Annotated in this window: 12 protein-coding genes; 10 read left to right on the forward strand and 2 right to left on the reverse strand. The window is 66.6% G+C overall.

The window, feature by feature from the left end:
- The first annotated feature begins 136 nt into the window (after window positions 1-136).
- From smc to KYG_RS07585, 9 genes are all read left to right on the forward strand, one after another.
- Window positions 137-3,661 (forward strand): chromosome segregation protein SMC, encoded by a 3,525-nt coding sequence (gene smc / locus KYG_RS07545; protein ID WP_008904266.1) that lies wholly within the window; start codon window positions 137-139, stop codon window positions 3,659-3,661.
- 150 nt (window positions 3,662-3,811) lie between these two features.
- Complete coding sequence (locus tag KYG_RS07550; protein WP_008904267.1) at window positions 3,812-4,927, forward strand: cell division protein FtsZ; 1,116 nt, start codon at window positions 3,812-3,814, stop codon at window positions 4,925-4,927.
- A gap of 14 nt (window positions 4,928-4,941) precedes the next feature.
- Window positions 4,942-7,053, forward strand: a complete 2,112-nt coding sequence (gene ligA, locus KYG_RS07555) for an NAD-dependent DNA ligase LigA (protein WP_008904268.1) — start codon at window positions 4,942-4,944, stop codon at window positions 7,051-7,053.
- A complete protein-coding gene (locus tag KYG_RS07560) occupies window positions 7,053-8,024 on the forward strand; it encodes a patatin-like phospholipase family protein (protein WP_008904269.1) in 972 nt (323 codons plus the stop codon). The genes ligA and KYG_RS07560 overlap by 1 nt, the downstream gene beginning before the upstream one ends.
- A 70-nt stretch (window positions 8,025-8,094) precedes the next feature.
- Complete coding sequence (locus KYG_RS07565) at window positions 8,095-10,440, forward strand: penicillin-binding protein 1A (RefSeq protein WP_085942526.1); 2,346 nt, start codon at window positions 8,095-8,097, stop codon at window positions 10,438-10,440.
- A gap of 377 nt (window positions 10,441-10,817) precedes the next feature.
- The gene (locus KYG_RS07570) at window positions 10,818-11,372 is read left to right on the forward strand and encodes a sigma-70 family RNA polymerase sigma factor (RefSeq protein ID WP_008904271.1); all 555 of its coding nucleotides are present in this window, start codon (window positions 10,818-10,820) and stop codon (window positions 11,370-11,372) included.
- A 14-nt stretch (window positions 11,373-11,386) separates the two neighbouring features.
- Window positions 11,387-11,845 carry an anti-sigma factor gene (locus KYG_RS07575; RefSeq protein ID WP_008904272.1) on the forward strand — a complete coding sequence of 153 codons (459 nt, stop codon included), beginning with the start codon at window positions 11,387-11,389 and terminating at the stop codon, window positions 11,843-11,845.
- Window positions 11,842-12,315, forward strand: a complete 474-nt coding sequence (locus KYG_RS07580; protein ID WP_008904273.1) for a periplasmic heavy metal sensor — start codon at window positions 11,842-11,844, stop codon at window positions 12,313-12,315. Before KYG_RS07575 ends, KYG_RS07580 begins: the two co-directional genes overlap by 4 nt.
- A 150-nt stretch (window positions 12,316-12,465) precedes the next feature.
- The gene (locus KYG_RS07585; RefSeq protein WP_008904274.1) at window positions 12,466-12,954 is read left to right on the forward strand and encodes a hypothetical protein; all 489 of its coding nucleotides are present in this window, start codon (window positions 12,466-12,468) and stop codon (window positions 12,952-12,954) included.
- A 54-nt stretch (window positions 12,955-13,008) separates the two neighbouring features.
- Here KYG_RS07585 and KYG_RS07590 read toward each other — a convergent pair whose 3' ends face one another.
- Together KYG_RS07590 and KYG_RS07595 are read right to left on the reverse strand one after the other, a co-directional pair.
- Window positions 13,009-13,560: an NUDIX hydrolase gene (locus KYG_RS07590; protein ID WP_008904275.1), complete on the reverse strand. Its 552-nt coding sequence runs from the start codon at window positions 13,558-13,560 to the stop codon at window positions 13,009-13,011.
- Window positions 13,561-13,659: 99 nt separating this feature from the next.
- Complete coding sequence (locus KYG_RS07595; protein WP_008904276.1) at window positions 13,660-14,355, reverse strand: fumarylacetoacetate hydrolase family protein; 696 nt, start codon at window positions 14,353-14,355, stop codon at window positions 13,660-13,662.
- 88 nt (window positions 14,356-14,443) lie between these two features.
- On the opposite strand from KYG_RS07595, the gene KYG_RS07600 reads away from it, so the two are divergent.
- The gene (locus KYG_RS07600) at window positions 14,444-14,899 is read left to right on the forward strand and encodes a MarR family winged helix-turn-helix transcriptional regulator (RefSeq protein WP_008904277.1); all 456 of its coding nucleotides are present in this window, start codon (window positions 14,444-14,446) and stop codon (window positions 14,897-14,899) included.
- The last annotated feature ends 87 nt before the right edge of the window (window positions 14,900-14,986 follow it).

Below are 14,986 nucleotides of genomic sequence, written 5' to 3' on the forward strand. Positions count from 1 at the left end.
TGGGGTCGGGCAGGCGGCGCGGTATCATTCCGGCCTTGTCCACACCCGGCCCAGCCGGAGTGTTTAGCGCCGGGACTGCGCACCGGCGCCCGGTATGACCCCTGCGTCCCATCTGCTTTTATCCGCCATCTGACCCGTGCGTCTTACCTCGATCAAGCTTTCCGGTTTCAAGTCGTTCGCTGAACCCACCAACTTCATGCTGCCCGGGCAACTGGTCGGCGTGGTGGGGCCCAACGGCTGCGGCAAGTCCAACATCATGGATGCCGTGCGCTGGGTGCTGGGCGAGAGCAAGGCCAGCGAGCTGCGTGGCGAGAGCATGCAGGACGTGATCTTCAGCGGCACCACCACCCGCAAGCAGGCCAGCCGCGCCAGTGTGGAGCTGGTGTTCGACAACTCCGACCACCGAGCGGGCGGCCAATGGGGCCAGTACGGGGAGGTGGCCGTGCGCCGGGTGCTCACGCGCGACGGCACCAGCAGCTACTACCTCAACAACCAGCCCGTGCGCCGCCGCGACGTGCAGGACGTGTTCCTGGGTACGGGCCTCGGGCCCCGCGCCTACGCCATCATCGGGCAGGGCACCATCAGCCGCATCATCGAAAGCCGGCCCGAAGAGCTGCGCCTGTTCCTCGAAGAAGCTGCCGGTGTCTCCAAGTACAAAGAGCGCCGCCGCGAGACCGAAAACCGCCTGTCGGACACGCGCGAGAACCTCACGCGGGTTGAAGACATCCTGCGCGAGCTGAACGCCAACCTCGAAAAGCTCGAAAAGCAGGCCGAGGTGGCCGCCAAGTACAACACCCTGCAGGCCGATGCCACGCTCAAGCAGCACCAGCAGTGGTTTTTGAAGCGGGCCGAGGCCGAAGAACAGCAGAACAAGGTGCGCCTCGATGGCCTGCAGGCCGTGAACGACCTCGAAGCGCGCATGGCCGATTTGCGCGCGGTGGAGTCTGATCTCGAAACCATCCGCCAGGCCCACTACGCCGCTGGCGACCAGGTGAACCAGGCCCAGGGCAAGCTTTATGAAGCCACGGCCGAGGTCGGCAAGCTCGAAGCCGAGATCCGCTACGTGATAGAAGGCCGCCAGCGCGTGGAGCAGCGCCTGGTCACGCTGGCCGAGCAGATCGCCCAGTGGCAGGCCCGCAAGGAAGAGGCCGATATTGAGCTCGAAAACCTGGCCGGTGCCGGTGTGGACGCCGAAGAACGCGCCGAGATGCTGGCCGCCCAGGTGGAAGAGCAGGCCATGCAGCTGCCCGACCTGGAAGAGGCCCTCCGCCAGGCGCAAAGCCGCACGGCCGAGCAACGGACTGCCGTCGTGCAGGTGCAGCAGCAAATCGGCGTGCTGGCCGCCGAGCAGCGCAGCTTTGACGAACAAAGCCGCCAGCTGGACGCCCGCTTCGAACGCCTGCGCACCGACCGCAACGCACTGGCTGCGCCCGACGAAGCCCGCCTGACCAACCTGCGCGAGCAGCTGGAAGAAGCGCAAGAGATCGCCGAAACCACCGCAGCCCGTCTGCACGAGCTGCAGGAGTCCGTGCCCCAACTGGACGACGACCGCCGCGCCCGCCAGCAGGCTGTGAATGCCGAAAGCGCGCGCCAGGCCGAGGTGTCTGCCCGCATGGAGGCGCTCAAGGCGCTGCAGGAAAAGGTCAAGACCGACGGCAAGCTGCGCCCCTGGCTTGCCAAGCATGGCCTCGACGGCCTGCAAGGCCTGTGGAGCCGCATCCACATCGAGCCCGGTTGGGAGAACGCGCTCGAAGCGGCCCTGCGCGAACGCCTGGCCGCGCTGGAAGTAGGGCGCCTGGACATGGTCCGCGGCTTTTTAGGCTCCGGCGGCAACGATGCACCGCCCGCACGCCTGGCCTTCTACAGCGCCCCGGCTGCGGGCCTCCCCGAAACATCTTCACCCCACGCCCGCCTGTCGGACCTGCTGCGCCTGAACGATGCGGGCCTGCGTGCCGTGTTGGTGGACTGGCTGCAGGGCTGCTACACCGCCCCCACGCTGGACGACGCTCTGGCCCGCCGCAGCTCGCTGCAACCCGGCGAAGTGGTGTTTGTGCCCACGGGCCATGCCGTCAGCGCCCACAGCGTGAGCTTCTATGCACAGGACTCCGAGCAGTCCGGCATGCTGGCCCGCGCGCAGGAAATCGAGCACCTCGAAAAGGAGCTGCGCGCGCAGGCGCTCATTGCCGAAGAATCACGCACCGCCCTGGTCCGTGCTGAGGCCGCGTATGCCGACGCCTCCCAGCGCCTCGTGGCCGCACGCCGCGAAGCCACCGAAACCCAGAGCCGCGCACATGAGCTGCAAGTCGAAACCCTGCGCCTTACGCAGCTGGCCGAACAGACCCGCGCACGCAGCCAGCAAATCGACGGCGATCTGGCCGAGGTGGAAGCCCAGCTGGCCGACCTGCAGGAGCGCCGCGTGGCCGCCGAGGCGCGCTTTGAAGAGCTGGACATGCAACTGGCCGACAGCCAGGAGCGCGAGGCCCAGCTGGGCGACAAGGTCATCGAAGCCGAGCGCAAGCTCACCGCTTGCCGCGAACAGCAGCGCACGCTGGAGCGCCAGGCGCAAGAGGCCACGTTCTCGCAACGCAGCCTGGAGGCGCGCCGGGGCGAACTCAACCGCTCCATCGAAACCGCCACGCAGCAGGCCAAGGCCCTGGCCGACGAGGAGCAGCGTGCGCGCGACGAACTCGCCCGTCTCTCTGACGCCGCCGCGCAGGGCGGCCTGCAGGCCGCGCTCGAAGTGAAGATGGAGCGCGAAAAGGCACTGGCCGCCCAGCGCAGCGAATACGACGACCTCACCACCAAGCTGCGCGCCAGCGACGAGCGCCGCATGCAGCTGGAGCGCGCGCTTGACCCACTGCGCCAGCGCATCACCGAGTTCCAGCTCAAGGAACAGGCCGCGCGCCTGGGCCTGGAGCAATACACCACCTTGCTGCAAGACGCCCAGGCCGATCTGGAAGCCGTGGCCCGCTCCATCGAGGAAGGCAATGTGCGCATCGGCGGCCTGCAGAGCGAAATCGACCGCCTGCACCGCGAGATCGCGGCACTGGGCGCGGTCAACCTGGCCGCGCTGGATGAATTGAAGCTCGCCAGCGAGCGCAAGGTGTTCCTTGATGCGCAGACCGCCGACCTGACCGAGGCCATGAACACGCTGGAAGACGCGATCCGCAAGATCGACGGCGAAACGCGCCAGCTGCTCTCGGGCACCTTCGACACCGTGAACGCGCACTTTGGCCGCATGTTCCCCGAGCTGTTCGGTGGCGGCCAGGCCAAGCTCATCATCACCGGCGACGAAATCCTCGACTCCGGCGTGCAGGTGATGGCCCAGCCACCCGGCAAGAAGAACCAGACCATCCACCTGCTGTCGGGGGGTGAAAAGGCCCTCACGGCCATCGCGCTGGTTTTTGCCATCTTCCAGCTCAACCCCGCGCCGTTCTGTTTGCTGGACGAGGTGGACGCGCCGCTCGACGACGCCAACACCGAGCGTTATGCCAAGCTGGTGTCCAGCATGAGCAAGGGCACGCAGTTTTTGTTCATCAGCCACAACAAGATCGCGATGGAGATGGCCGAGCAACTGATCGGCGTGACCATGCAGGAGCAGGGCGTGTCGCGCATCGTGGCCGTGGATATGGAATCGGCCCTCTCCATGGCGGAACTATGAGAGCCCCCCTGAGTCGCTTCGCGCCTTCCCCCCGAGGGGACGACGCCCTCGCTGCGGGGCGGCCCTTGCTAGGCGTCCCTGGCATGGGTTGCGCCAGTTGCGACGGCAGCGGGCGTGCACAGCGCAACGCATAGCTGAAAATCTTTCTTTATGAGCACATTGCAACTGAGTCTGGCCATCATCGGCGGCCTGGTGCTGGCCCTCATCGTGGCCTACAACACCTGGACCTCGCGCCGCAACGCGCCCAAGCGTGCCCTGCCCGCAGAGCACGACCCGGCGGCGGAGCCCGCCCAGCGCCTGGAGCCCGGCTTTGACGCAGGCGCGGCCGGGTCCATGCCGTCTGGCGAGTTCCATGGCCTGGACCGGGGGCCGGAGCCGTCCGAACACAATGTGGACGCGGCCGATGCCCTGCAACTGCCCGTGCCCCCGTTTTCGCCCGAGCGCCGCCCGGGGCTCGACCCGCTCATCGACGTGATCGCCTCACTGCAGCCCGAGCACGTGGTGTCGGGCGATGCGGCGCTGGCCGCCCTGCCGCCCACCCGCCGTGCAGGCAGCAAGCCCTTTGCCATCGAAGGCCTGAACGAAGCCACCCAGCAGTGGGAAACTCCGGCCCCCGGCCAGCGCTACCAGTCGTTCCAGGCGGGGGTGCAGCTGGCCAACCGCATGGGCGCACTCAACGAGATCGAGTTCTCCGAGTTCGTGGTCAAGGCCCAGGCCTTTGCCGACGCCATCAATGCTGCGCCCGACTTCCCCGACATGCTGCAGGAAGTGGCCCGCGCCCGTGAGCTGGACCAGTTCGCCAGCGACCACGATGCCCAGCTCATGTTCATGCTGCGCGCCCGACAGGCCGCCTGGAGCCCCGGCTACGTGCAGCAGAACGCTGCCCGCCTGGGTTTTGTGCCCGGCGCCATGCCCGGCCGCCTGGTGCTGCCTGCCAGCACCCAGGGCCTGCCGCCCTTGCTCACACTGGGGTACGACACGCAAGCCGCGTTGGCCGACGACCCCGACCAGTCCGCCATCCGCGACATCACGCTGAGCCTGGACGTCGCCCAGGTTCACCGCACCGAGCAGCCCTTTGCCCGCCTGCGCGACGTGGGGGCCGCGTTGTGCGAAACCATGGACGGCGTGCTGTGCGACCAGAACGGCACGCCGCTGCCCGCCATGGCCATGGACCCGATCGCTGCAGACCTGGAGCTGCTGTATGACCAGCTGGATGGACGCGATCTGTCGGCGGGGTCGGTGTTGGCGCGGCGCCTTTTCAGCTGAGCGCCGGTGCGGCCATGACCGACAATCTGGATCTTTTTTCGGCTCCAGCGCCCGTGGATATTGCGCCACCAGCTATCAAAATAAAAGCACTGCGCGACCAGCTCAACCAGTGGGCGCACCAGTACTACGTGCTGGATGAGCCCAGCGTGCCCGACGCCGAATACGACCGTGTGTTCCGCGAACTGCAGGCGCTGGAAGCCGTACACCCCGACCTCATCACCCCCGATTCGCCCACGCAGCGCGTGATTGGTGCGGTGATGGAGGGCCTGGCCCCTGTGCGCCACACGGTGCCCATGCTCAGCATCCACACCGAAACCGACACCGAAGCCACCGGCGCGCAGGCGTTTGATGCCCGCGTGCGGCGCGAGCTGGGGCTGTCTGACGCTGACCCTGCCATCGAATACGTGGCCGAGCCCAAGTTCGACGGCCTGGCCATGAGCCTGCGCTACGAAAACGGCCGCCTGGTGCAGGCCGCCACGCGCGGTGATGGCGAGGTGGGCGAGGATGTGACGCACAACATCCGCACCATCCGCCAGATTCCGCTGACTTTGCCTGACGGCGTGCCGCCGCTGCTGGAGGTACGTGGTGAGGTCTACATGCGCCGCGCCGACTTCGACGCGCTGAACGAGCGCCAGCGGGAGCAGGGCGGCAAGACCTTTGTGAACCCACGCAATGCGGCTGCGGGTGCGGTGCGCCAGCTCGACTCCGGCATCACCGCCCAGCGGCCCTTAAGCTTTTTTGCCTATGGCCTGGGCGCCATCACGCCGCCCGGCGATGGCGGGCCGGTGTTCCGCACGCACTACGAGATGCTGCAGACGCTGAAGTCCTGGGGTTTTCCAGTTGCAGCGCAGGTGCAGATTGCGGTAGGTGCTACGGAATTGGTAGCATTTCACCAGCAGGTGGGCGCCAGCCGCGATGCGCTGCCGTACGACATCGACGGTGTCGTCTACAAGGTCAATTCCCTGCAGCTGCAGCGCGACCTGGGCTTCAAGACCCGCGAGCCGCGCTGGGCCGTGGCGCACAAGTACCCGGCCCAGGAGATGGCCACGAAGATCGAAGGCATCGACGTGCAGGTAGGCCGCACCGGCAAGATCACGCCGGTCGCACGCCTGGCGCCAGTATTTGTGGGCGGTGTCACCGTCACCAATGCCACGCTGCACAACCTGTTCGAGATTCGCAAGAAGGGCGTGCGCGTGGGCGACACCGTCATCGTGCGCCGCGCGGGCGATGTGATTCCCGAGGTCGTGGGCGTGATGCCCGGCAAGCGCACGGGGTATGTGCCCAACTTCCGCATGCCCACAGCCTGCCCCGTGTGCGGTAGCGATGTGGTCCGGGAAAAGGGCGAAGCCAACCACCGCTGCACCGGCGGCCTGTTCTGCGCCGCGCAGCGCAAGGAAGCCATCCTGCACTTCGCCGCGCGCCGCGCCATGGACATCGAAGGCCTGGGCGACAAGCTGGTGGACCAGCTGGTGGATGCCAACGTGATCCGCACGCTGCCCGACCTGTACCGGCTGGGCCTTACATCCCTCATCGCGCTGGAGCGCATGGCCGAAAAATCGGCCCAGAACGTGCTGGCCGCGCTCGAAAAATCCAAGCAGACCACCTTGCCGCGTTTTCTGTTTGGCCTGGGGCTGCGCCATGTGGGCGAGGCCACGGCCAAGGACCTCGCTCGGCACTTTGGCACGCTGGACGCCATCATGGATGCGAGCGTGGAGCAGTTGCTGGAGGTGAACGATGTGGGCCCCGTGGTGGCACAGAGCCTGCACACCTTCTTCCAGCAGCCGCACAACCGCGAAGTGGTCGAACAACTGCGCGCCTGCGGCGTGACGTGGCCCGAAGGCCCGGTGGCCGAGCGCGCTCCGCAGATCCTGGCGGGCAAGACCGTGGTGCTGACCGGCACCTTGCCCACGCTGAGCCGCGACGCCGCCAAGGACATGCTGGAAGCCGCTGGCGCCAAAGTGGCCGGTTCGGTCAGCAAGAAGACCAGCTATGTCGTGGCGGGCGAAGAGGCCGGCAGCAAGCTGGCCAAGGCGCAGGAGCTGGGCGTGCCGGTGCTGGACGAAGCCGGCATGCTAGCGCTGCTGGCGGGTCACGCGGACCTGGCAACTCCCCAAGGGGCGCAGTGATGGCTCTGGCCCGGCGCGCTCCCCGGCTGGGCCTGGCCCTGGGCAGCGGCTCGGCGCGTGGGTGGGCGCACATCGGGGTGCTGCAGGTGCTGGACGAGGAGGGCATCCGGCCCGACATCGTCTGTGGCTCGTCGATTGGCGCGCTGGTGGGGGCCGCCTACGCGGCGGGCGAGCTGCAGCGGTTTACCGAATGGGTGCAGGGCCTGGGCATGCGCGACGTGTTCGGGTTCATGGACTTCAACATCACCGGGGGCATGCTCAAGGGCGAAAAGCTCATTGCCTTCTGGCGCCGCAACTTTGCGGACTTCGACATTGACCGCTCGCCCATGCCGTTTGGCGCCGTGGCCACCGACCTGCACTCGGGCGCCGAAGTCTGGCTGCGCCACGGCTCCATCGCCGATGCGGTGCGGGCCTCCATCGCGCTGCCGGGGCTTTTCACGCCCGTGATGCGCGACGACGGGCGGCTGCTGGTGGATGGTGGCCTGGTCAACCCGGTGCCCGCATCGCTGGCCCGGGCCATGGGGGCCGACATCGTGATCGCGGTGGACCTGAACTCCGACATCCTGCACCGCCACATGCGGCCGCTGGCCGTGGTGCGCGAGGCGCCCGCCCCCGAGGCGCTGGAGGCAGACGCTGCCGGTGCCGCTGCCCCGGAGCCCGTGCCCGAGCCGGCCCGCAATGTCGACTGGGTGCGGCGCCTGAAGTTCTGGACGCCCGATGCCGGCGCGGCGGCGCCTGTGGCCCGGCCGGTGCCGGTGCCCTCCGTGCTGGATGTGGTGATGACCAGTGTCAACATCATGCAGATGCGCATCACCCGCAGCCGCATGGCCGGCGACCCGCCGGAAGTCATCGTTGCGCCCGCGCTGGCAAACCTGGGGCTGCTCGACTTCCACCGCTCAAGCGAGGCCATTGCCGAAGGCCGCCGGGCCGCCCAGGCCAGCCTGCCGCAGCTGCGGAGGTTCATGGGCTGATGAACTATTATTTTGATAGCTGCTTGCGCTTTACTGATAAGCGTCAGCGGCATTTTTTATTCAATTTCTGATGACATCTACTTCTTCAGCGCAGGCACTGTGGGCCCGGGTGCGCGGCGCACTGGCCTTCGTTTTCCGCCGGCCGCAGCGCCTGCTGTCGCTGCGCAGCGGCTGCTGGCTGCTGGCCATGGTGCCCGTGGCGCTGCTGGTGTACGCGCTGGCGCTGGTGCCCTTCACGCCCGGCATCAGCGACATCCGCAAGGCCAAGAGCGAGTTGCCCGCGCAGCTCGTGTCGGTGGACGGCAAGCTGCTGGCCGAATACCGCTGGGCCAACCGCGAATGGGTGGAGCTCCACCAGATATCCCCCAATGTGGTCAAAGCCCTCATCGCCACCGAAGATCACCGCTTTTACGACCACTTCGGGCTGGACTGGAAGCGCACGGCATCGTCGGTGGTGCATACGCTGCGGGGCGATCCGCAGGGCGGCTCCACCCTCACGCAGCAGCTGGCGCGCAATCTGTTTCCCGAGGAGATCGGGCGCTCGCGCGTGTTCCCGCAGGCGCTCACGCGCAAGCTCAAGGAGGCGATCACGGCCGTCAAGATCGAGGCCTCGTACACCAAGGACGAGATCCTGGAGACCTACCTCAACACCGTACCGTTTTTGTACAACGCCTACGGCATCGAGATGGCCGCCCGCACGTATTTCGACAAGTCGGCCGACAAGCTCAACGTGCTGGAAAGCGCCACGCTGATCGGCATGCTCAAGGGCACGGCCTACTACAACCCGGTGCTCAACCCCGAGCGGGCGCTGGCGCGGCGCAACACGGTGCTGTCGCAGATGGTCAAGCGCGGCCAGCTCGGGGCTGACCAGTTCGAGCGGCTCAAGGTGCGCCCGCTGGGGGTCAACTTCGAGCGGCAGACCGAGGTCATGGGCCCGGCATCGCACTTTGCGATGCAGCTGCGCAAGCAGCTGCTGGACTGGGCCGACAGCCGGGGCTACAACCTGTATGCGGATGGTCTCATCATCCGCACCACCATCGATTCGCGCCTGCAGGCCATCGCCAACCGTGCTGTGGCACGCCACGGCCAGCAGCTGCAGGGCGTGGCCGACACCGCCTGGTCGCAGCGCAATGGCTGGGGCCCGGGCAACGAGCTGGTGCAGACGCTGGTGCGCGAGAGCGCGGAGTACCGTGCGGCGCTGGACAAGGGAGAGGCGCCTGAAGACGCGCTGCAGGCCCTCCTGGCCGACGAGGCCTTCCTGCGCAGGCTGCGCACCGAGAAGACGCGTGTGCAGGCGGGTTTTCTTGCGCAGGACCCGGTGACCGGCCATGTGCTCGCCTGGGTGGGCAGCCGCGACTTTGCGCAAGACCCGTTTGACCATGTGCAGGCGGCGCGGCGCCAGCCGGGCTCCACGTTCAAGCCGTTTGTGTATGGCGCGGCGTTTGCCAACGGGGCATCACCCAACGACACGCTGATGGACTCGGCCGTGGAGATCCCGCTGGGCGGCGGCCGCGTGTGGCGCCCCACCGATGGCCGCGCCCCCAGCGATGAGCCCATGACGCTGGCGGATGGCCTGGCGCTTTCCAAGAACACCATCACCGCCCAGGTGATGCAGCAGGTGGGACCGGCCCGTGTGGCCGAGGTGGCACGGGCTTTGGGCGTGCGCCAGTCGCCGCTGGAGGAGGTGCCGTCCCTGGCCCTGGGCACGAGCCCGGTCACCCTGAAGGAAATGGTGACGGCCTACAGCTCCATCGTGAACCTGGGCCGCTATGTGGAGCCCGTGCTCATCACCCGCATCGAGGACCGCCATGGCAAGGTGCTGGAGACCTTCGCCAGCTCCGCGCCCGCGCCGGTGTTTGACGCGCGTGCGGCGCAAACCCTGCGCAACACCATGCGTGGCGCGGTGGACAAAGGCACGGCCACGGCCATCCGCACGCGCTACGGCATCCAGGCCGACGTGGCGGGCAAGACCGGCACCACGCAGGACAACACCGATGGCTGGTTCATCCTGATGCACGCGCGCGTGGTGGCGGGCGCTTGGGCGGGCTTCAATGATGGCCGCATCACGCTGCGCAGCGACTACTGGGGGCAGGGCGCACGCAGCGCACTGCCCATGGTGGGCGAATTCATGCAGCAGGGGCTGCGCGCCAAGGTGATAAATGCCAGCGAGCGGTTTGTGGATGAATTCGACGTGCCGCCCCCAGCGGACACGTCGCTGGGCAGCATGCGCGAATGGATTCGTGGGCTGTTCAGTAGTGGTGATACCCCCTCTGCACCACCAATGCCCCCGCCAGGCACCTTGCCCCCGGTGACTACGGACGATGCACCGTATGTGCCGCGGCAGCCCACTGCGCCCCCCGCGCCGGTCGTCGTCACCCCTCTTGCGCCCCTGGCGCCCGCCGTGCCAACGCAATAACGGGTTGGCGAGTGGGCGGTTGAACCGTTGATCGGCGTAGAAGACACTGCCGCTGCATGGTGTTCGATGCCGACGCCGTGTCTCCCCAGAGGGCGCGATGCAGTCGTTGACAGGGGCCGCAGAGTTCTTGCCACGCGTGGCATCCGACAGGTGAACCACCACACTCGAAAGTCGGCCCCATACCCTGCTTTCGGCAAAAAGGTGGGCTCTCGCGGTGTTGCGGTTCTAGGGTTTCATGAGCCGCTCTCGACCGGTCGCTGGGCCTGCCTCCGTGCTCGGGTACATGCCAAGATGCGGGCGCGAGCGGCGCCAGGTCCAGAATGAAAAAAATAGAGGGAACATTCTGGTGCGCTGCGCGTTGAAGCAGTTGTTCAACCATGCGAATCTTCAGCCACCTCGATGACGAAGAATGCGCCGCGCACGCACAGCGGGGCGACCGCGCGGCGTTTTCCGAGCTGGTGGTGCGGTTTCAGGATCGTATCTACCGCTTTCTGGTACGGCTTACTCGGTCGCCTGACGACGCACTGGAGCTGACGCAGGAAACGTTCCTGAATTCCTACCAGGCACTGCCGCGTTGGACACCCGATGCCCGGCTGAGCACCTGGCTGTTTCGCATTGCCCGCAACCTGGCTTTTGACTGGCTGCGGCGGGGCAAGCGCGTGGACTTTGTGCCCTGGGACGAAGACGAAGCCGCCAGCCACCCCAACCCCGCACCGCCACCCGATGCCGTGCTGGAGACGGCGCAGCGCTACCAGGGACTGGAAAAAGCCCTGGCGCGCCTGCCCCCCGAACACCGCGAGATCCTGCTGCTGCGGGAAATCGAAGAAATGTCCTATGACGACATTGCCGCCGTGCTCAACCTGAACACCGGCACCGTCAAGTCGCGCATTGCACGGGCGCGCGCTGGACTGCTGGAAAAAATGCCGCGCTGAATGGAGACCTCGCCATGACCTGCCCACGACACGCCGACTTGTCTGCCTATGCGGACGACATGATGCAACCCGCCGAACGCGCCCGCTTCAGCCAGCACGTGGCGGGCTGCCCGGTGTGCCAGCACCGGCTTGATGAAATTACCGCCCTGGGGCAGAGCCTGCGCGCCATGCCGTCGCCCCAGCTGGGCTTTGATCTGACTGCTCAACTGAATGATCGACTCAACCAACGCTTGCGTGACCGCCAGCGCGCGTCGCGTCCAGGGCCTACCTGGGCCGGCTGGTTGGGCTGGATGCCGGCAGGGCTGGCTGGCGGACTGGCGCTGGCGTCGGGCATCTGGCTGGGCGGCCTGCTGCTGGGCGGCGGTGCTGCCATTGCACCGGGTGCCGGTCTGGTGCGGGTGTTCGATCCGGTGCCGCCGGGTGGCCTGTGCGCCGCCGCAGAACTCTGTCGTCTTTCGAAAGGAATGCCATGAACCGCCGCAGCGTACCCGCATGGCTTCTGGCCGTGTCGCTGGCCCTGAACGCGGGCATCCTTGTAGCCGTTGCCATGCACCTGTTGCAACCGCAGTCGAGTGTGGATGCCGTGCGGAAAAGTCCCGTGAACCTGCCAGATTACCTGGAACTGAGTGCCGAGCAGCGCCTGCGCTGGCAACAGCTCGAACCCGACTTCCTGCGCGATCTGACCGCGAACTGGGCCGAGATCCGGCGCCACCGCGAGGCGCTGGTGCGTCACATTTTTGCCGACCCGCCGCAGCGCGGCGCCATCGACGCAGAGCAGGCCCGCATTGCCGCCTTGCAGGACGTGCAGCAGCAACGCGTGATTGCGCAACTGCTGGCGGAGCGCGCGCTGCTCGACGAGGGGCAGCGTGCCCGCCTGATGACCCTGCTGCTCAGCCGCTATGCCCAGGAATCCACTGAAGAGGAACTTCTGCACCGCGATTGATGCCTGGGCGTAGCCGCTGAGGGGCGTGGCAGCCAAAGGTTTTATCAATAAAAGATGCAAATACTTGGAACATTTTTGATCACTCTTCGTTTGAAGCAACAAGGCCCGGCAATTGCCGGCCCTTTTTGTTCAACCTACCGGAGTCTTCTCATGAAATCCCCTCTGTACCTTGTGCTCGCCGCCGCCTTGACCCTGCCGTTTGCCACGCTGGCTGCCAGCCCGAGTGCCCATGACCACGGTGCGACCGCGCCCCAGAAAATCGAACTCAATGCGGGCAAGAAATGGCACATCGATGCCCCGCTGCGCCAGGGCATGAATGCCATGCACAAGGCCGTGAACCGCACGCTGGCGCTGGCCCACGCGGGCAAGGCCCAGGCAGCCGACTACGACGCCTTTGGCGCGGAAGTCTCCAAACAGGTCGCGTACATCGTGGAGAACTGCAAGCTCGAACCCCAGGCCGATGCCCAGTTGCACATCGTGATCGGCGAGATTCTGGGCGGCGTGGATGCCGCGCAAGGCAAGGAAGGCGACAAGGCGCGCGCGGAAGGGGTGGTGAAGGTGGCCCAGGCACTCAACACCTATGGCAGTCATTTCAACCACTCAGGATGGAAAGCCATTCCTTTGCCTTTGTCGCACTGAGCGAACACGGGCCAGTGCGTATGGCCGCCGCCGGCCGCAGGCTGTGGCGGCGCGTTATTCCACGTCGATGCAGTGCAGCCCGAACTGGCCGGCCCTGCGGTCGGCGAAATACGCCTCAAGCGTTTGCTTCACTGTACGAAAAGCCAGCTCGTCCCACGGTATTTCTTCTTCTGTGAACAGGCGCGCTTCGATGGTTTCGTAGCCGGGATTGAACTGGTCACTGAGCAAGGCCGCGCGGTAGAACAGGTGCACTTGACCCACGCGGCGCACGTTGAGCAAGCCGAACAGCGGGCCCATCTCAATCTGCGCGCCGGCCTCTTCGTCGGTCTCGCGGGCGGCACCCTGGGCGGTGGTTTCGTCCAGTTCCATGAAACCTGCGGGCAGCGTCCATTTGCCCCAGCGCGGCTCGATGTTGCGTTTGCACAGCAGGATTCGCCCGTCGGCCAGCTCAGGCACGGTGCCCACCACGTTCAGCGGGTTTTCGTAATGCACCGTGTTGCACTCGGGGCAGACGGCGCGCGGCTTGGTGTCCCCGTCGTCTGGCAGGCGGTACACCACGGCGGTGCCACATTCGCGGCAGTGTTTGATGGGGCTGCGGTGGGTCATGCAGGGTTTTGAATGAAATAGAGCGCTAGCGCTTATGGTGTAAGCGCTAGCAGCTATTAAAAAGTGAGTATATGGCGGCGCGCCTGAGCGTGCCCGGCGCTACACCACGCTCAGGCGCAGCGTGCCCAGGCCCGATACGCCGCCTTCCAGCACATCCCCGCGCACGACCGCGCCCACGCCTTCAGGGGTGCCGGTGTAGATCAGGTCGCCGGGCTGCAGCTCCCACGCGGCCGACAGGTGTTCGATGGTTTCGGCGATGTTCCAGATGAGCTGGGCCACGGTGCTGCGCTGCTTGTCTGTGCCATTGACCTGCAGCCAGATGTCGGCCTTGGCCACGTCACCCGCCTGGGCTGCCGGGGTGATGGGGCCGATGGGGGCGCTGGCGTCAAAGCCCTTGCCGATGCACCAGGGGCGGCCCTGCTTTTTCATGTCGTTCTGCAGGTCGCGGCGTGTCATGTCCAGGCCCACGGCATAGCCGAAGATGTGGCTCAGCGCATCGGCGGCCTGGATGTTTTTGCCCCCCTTGCCAATGGCGACCACCAGTTCGATCTCATGGTGCAGGTTGGCGGTCAGGCTGGGGTAGGGCAGCTGGCCGGTGTCTCCGGCATTTACCACCACCAGTGCGTCGGCCGGTTTCATGAAGAAGAAGGGGGGCTCGCGCCCGGTGAAGCCCATCTCTTTGGCGTGCTCTTCATAGTTGCGCCCCACGCAGTAAATGCGGTGCACGGGAAAGCGGTCATTGCTGCCCGCAACCGGCACGCTGGCCACGGGTGCGGGAGGAAAAACGTAGCTCATGTCAGCCTTTCATGGGTGATTGGTCAAGCACTGCGTGGCAGTGTGCCATGGGCAGGGGCGGCCTGCTGCGGGCGCTACACTCGCGCCCATGGCAAAGAGCTTCGATTTCCACAACACGCCCGGCCATCTGGTTCGCCGTGCGCACCAGCGTACCGTGGCGCTGTTCATGGAAGAGACCGCAGGGTTTGATGTGACACCGGTGCAGTTCGCCATCCTGCACGAGTTGCTGGCCCGGCCGGGGGAAGACCAGGTCACGCTGGCATCGCGCGTCGCCTTTGATGCGGCCACCTCGGGGTCGGTGATCGGGCGGCTGGAAAAGCGCGGCTGGATCCGGCGCGAGCCCGACACCCGCGACCGCCGCCGCAAGCTGCTGTGGATCACGCCGGAAGGCGAAGTGGCCGCCCTGCAGATGCGCGACGCGGCCCAGCGCGTGCAGGAGCGCCTGACGGCACCGCTGACCCCACAGGAGAGTGGGGTCCTGATGGAGCTTTTGTCCAGAATCGTCTACAACCACCAGGACCCGGCGGGCACATCCGGCGCCTGATGGCCGCGCCAGCGGCGCCCCTCCTGCTGCCTCCGTTGCGCAGCAGGGCCCGGGCTCACAGGCACATTCTTTCCATTCACCACAGAC

It is taken from the genome of Acidovorax sp. NO-1 (assembly GCF_000238595.1).
Classification (GTDB): domain Bacteria; phylum Pseudomonadota; class Gammaproteobacteria; order Burkholderiales; family Burkholderiaceae_C; genus Acidovorax.

Excerpts from the sequence above, each read along its gene's own strand:
- KYG_RS07550 (WP_008904267.1), top strand. The coding sequence starts at position 3,812 with ATGAGCACATTGCAACTGAGTCTGGCCATCATCGGCGGCCTGGTGCTG.
- ligA (WP_008904268.1), top strand. The coding sequence starts at position 4,942 with ATGACCGACAATCTGGATCTTTTTTCGGCTCCAGCGCCCGTGGATATT.
- KYG_RS07560 (WP_008904269.1), top strand. The coding sequence starts at position 7,053 with ATGGCTCTGGCCCGGCGCGCTCCCCGGCTGGGCCTGGCCCTGGGCAGC.
- KYG_RS07565 (WP_085942526.1), top strand. The coding sequence starts at position 8,095 with ATGACATCTACTTCTTCAGCGCAGGCACTGTGGGCCCGGGTGCGCGGC.
- KYG_RS07570 (WP_008904271.1), top strand. The coding sequence starts at position 10,818 with ATGCGAATCTTCAGCCACCTCGATGACGAAGAATGCGCCGCGCACGCA.
- KYG_RS07575 (WP_008904272.1), top strand. The coding sequence starts at position 11,387 with ATGACCTGCCCACGACACGCCGACTTGTCTGCCTATGCGGACGACATG.
- KYG_RS07580 (WP_008904273.1), top strand. The coding sequence starts at position 11,842 with ATGAACCGCCGCAGCGTACCCGCATGGCTTCTGGCCGTGTCGCTGGCC.
- KYG_RS07585 (WP_008904274.1), top strand. The coding sequence starts at position 12,466 with ATGAAATCCCCTCTGTACCTTGTGCTCGCCGCCGCCTTGACCCTGCCG.
- KYG_RS07590 (WP_008904275.1), bottom strand. The coding sequence starts at position 13,560 with ATGACCCACCGCAGCCCCATCAAACACTGCCGCGAATGTGGCACCGCC.
- KYG_RS07595 (WP_008904276.1), bottom strand. The coding sequence starts at position 14,355 with ATGAGCTACGTTTTTCCTCCCGCACCCGTGGCCAGCGTGCCGGTTGCG.
- KYG_RS07600 (WP_008904277.1), top strand. The coding sequence starts at position 14,444 with ATGGCAAAGAGCTTCGATTTCCACAACACGCCCGGCCATCTGGTTCGC.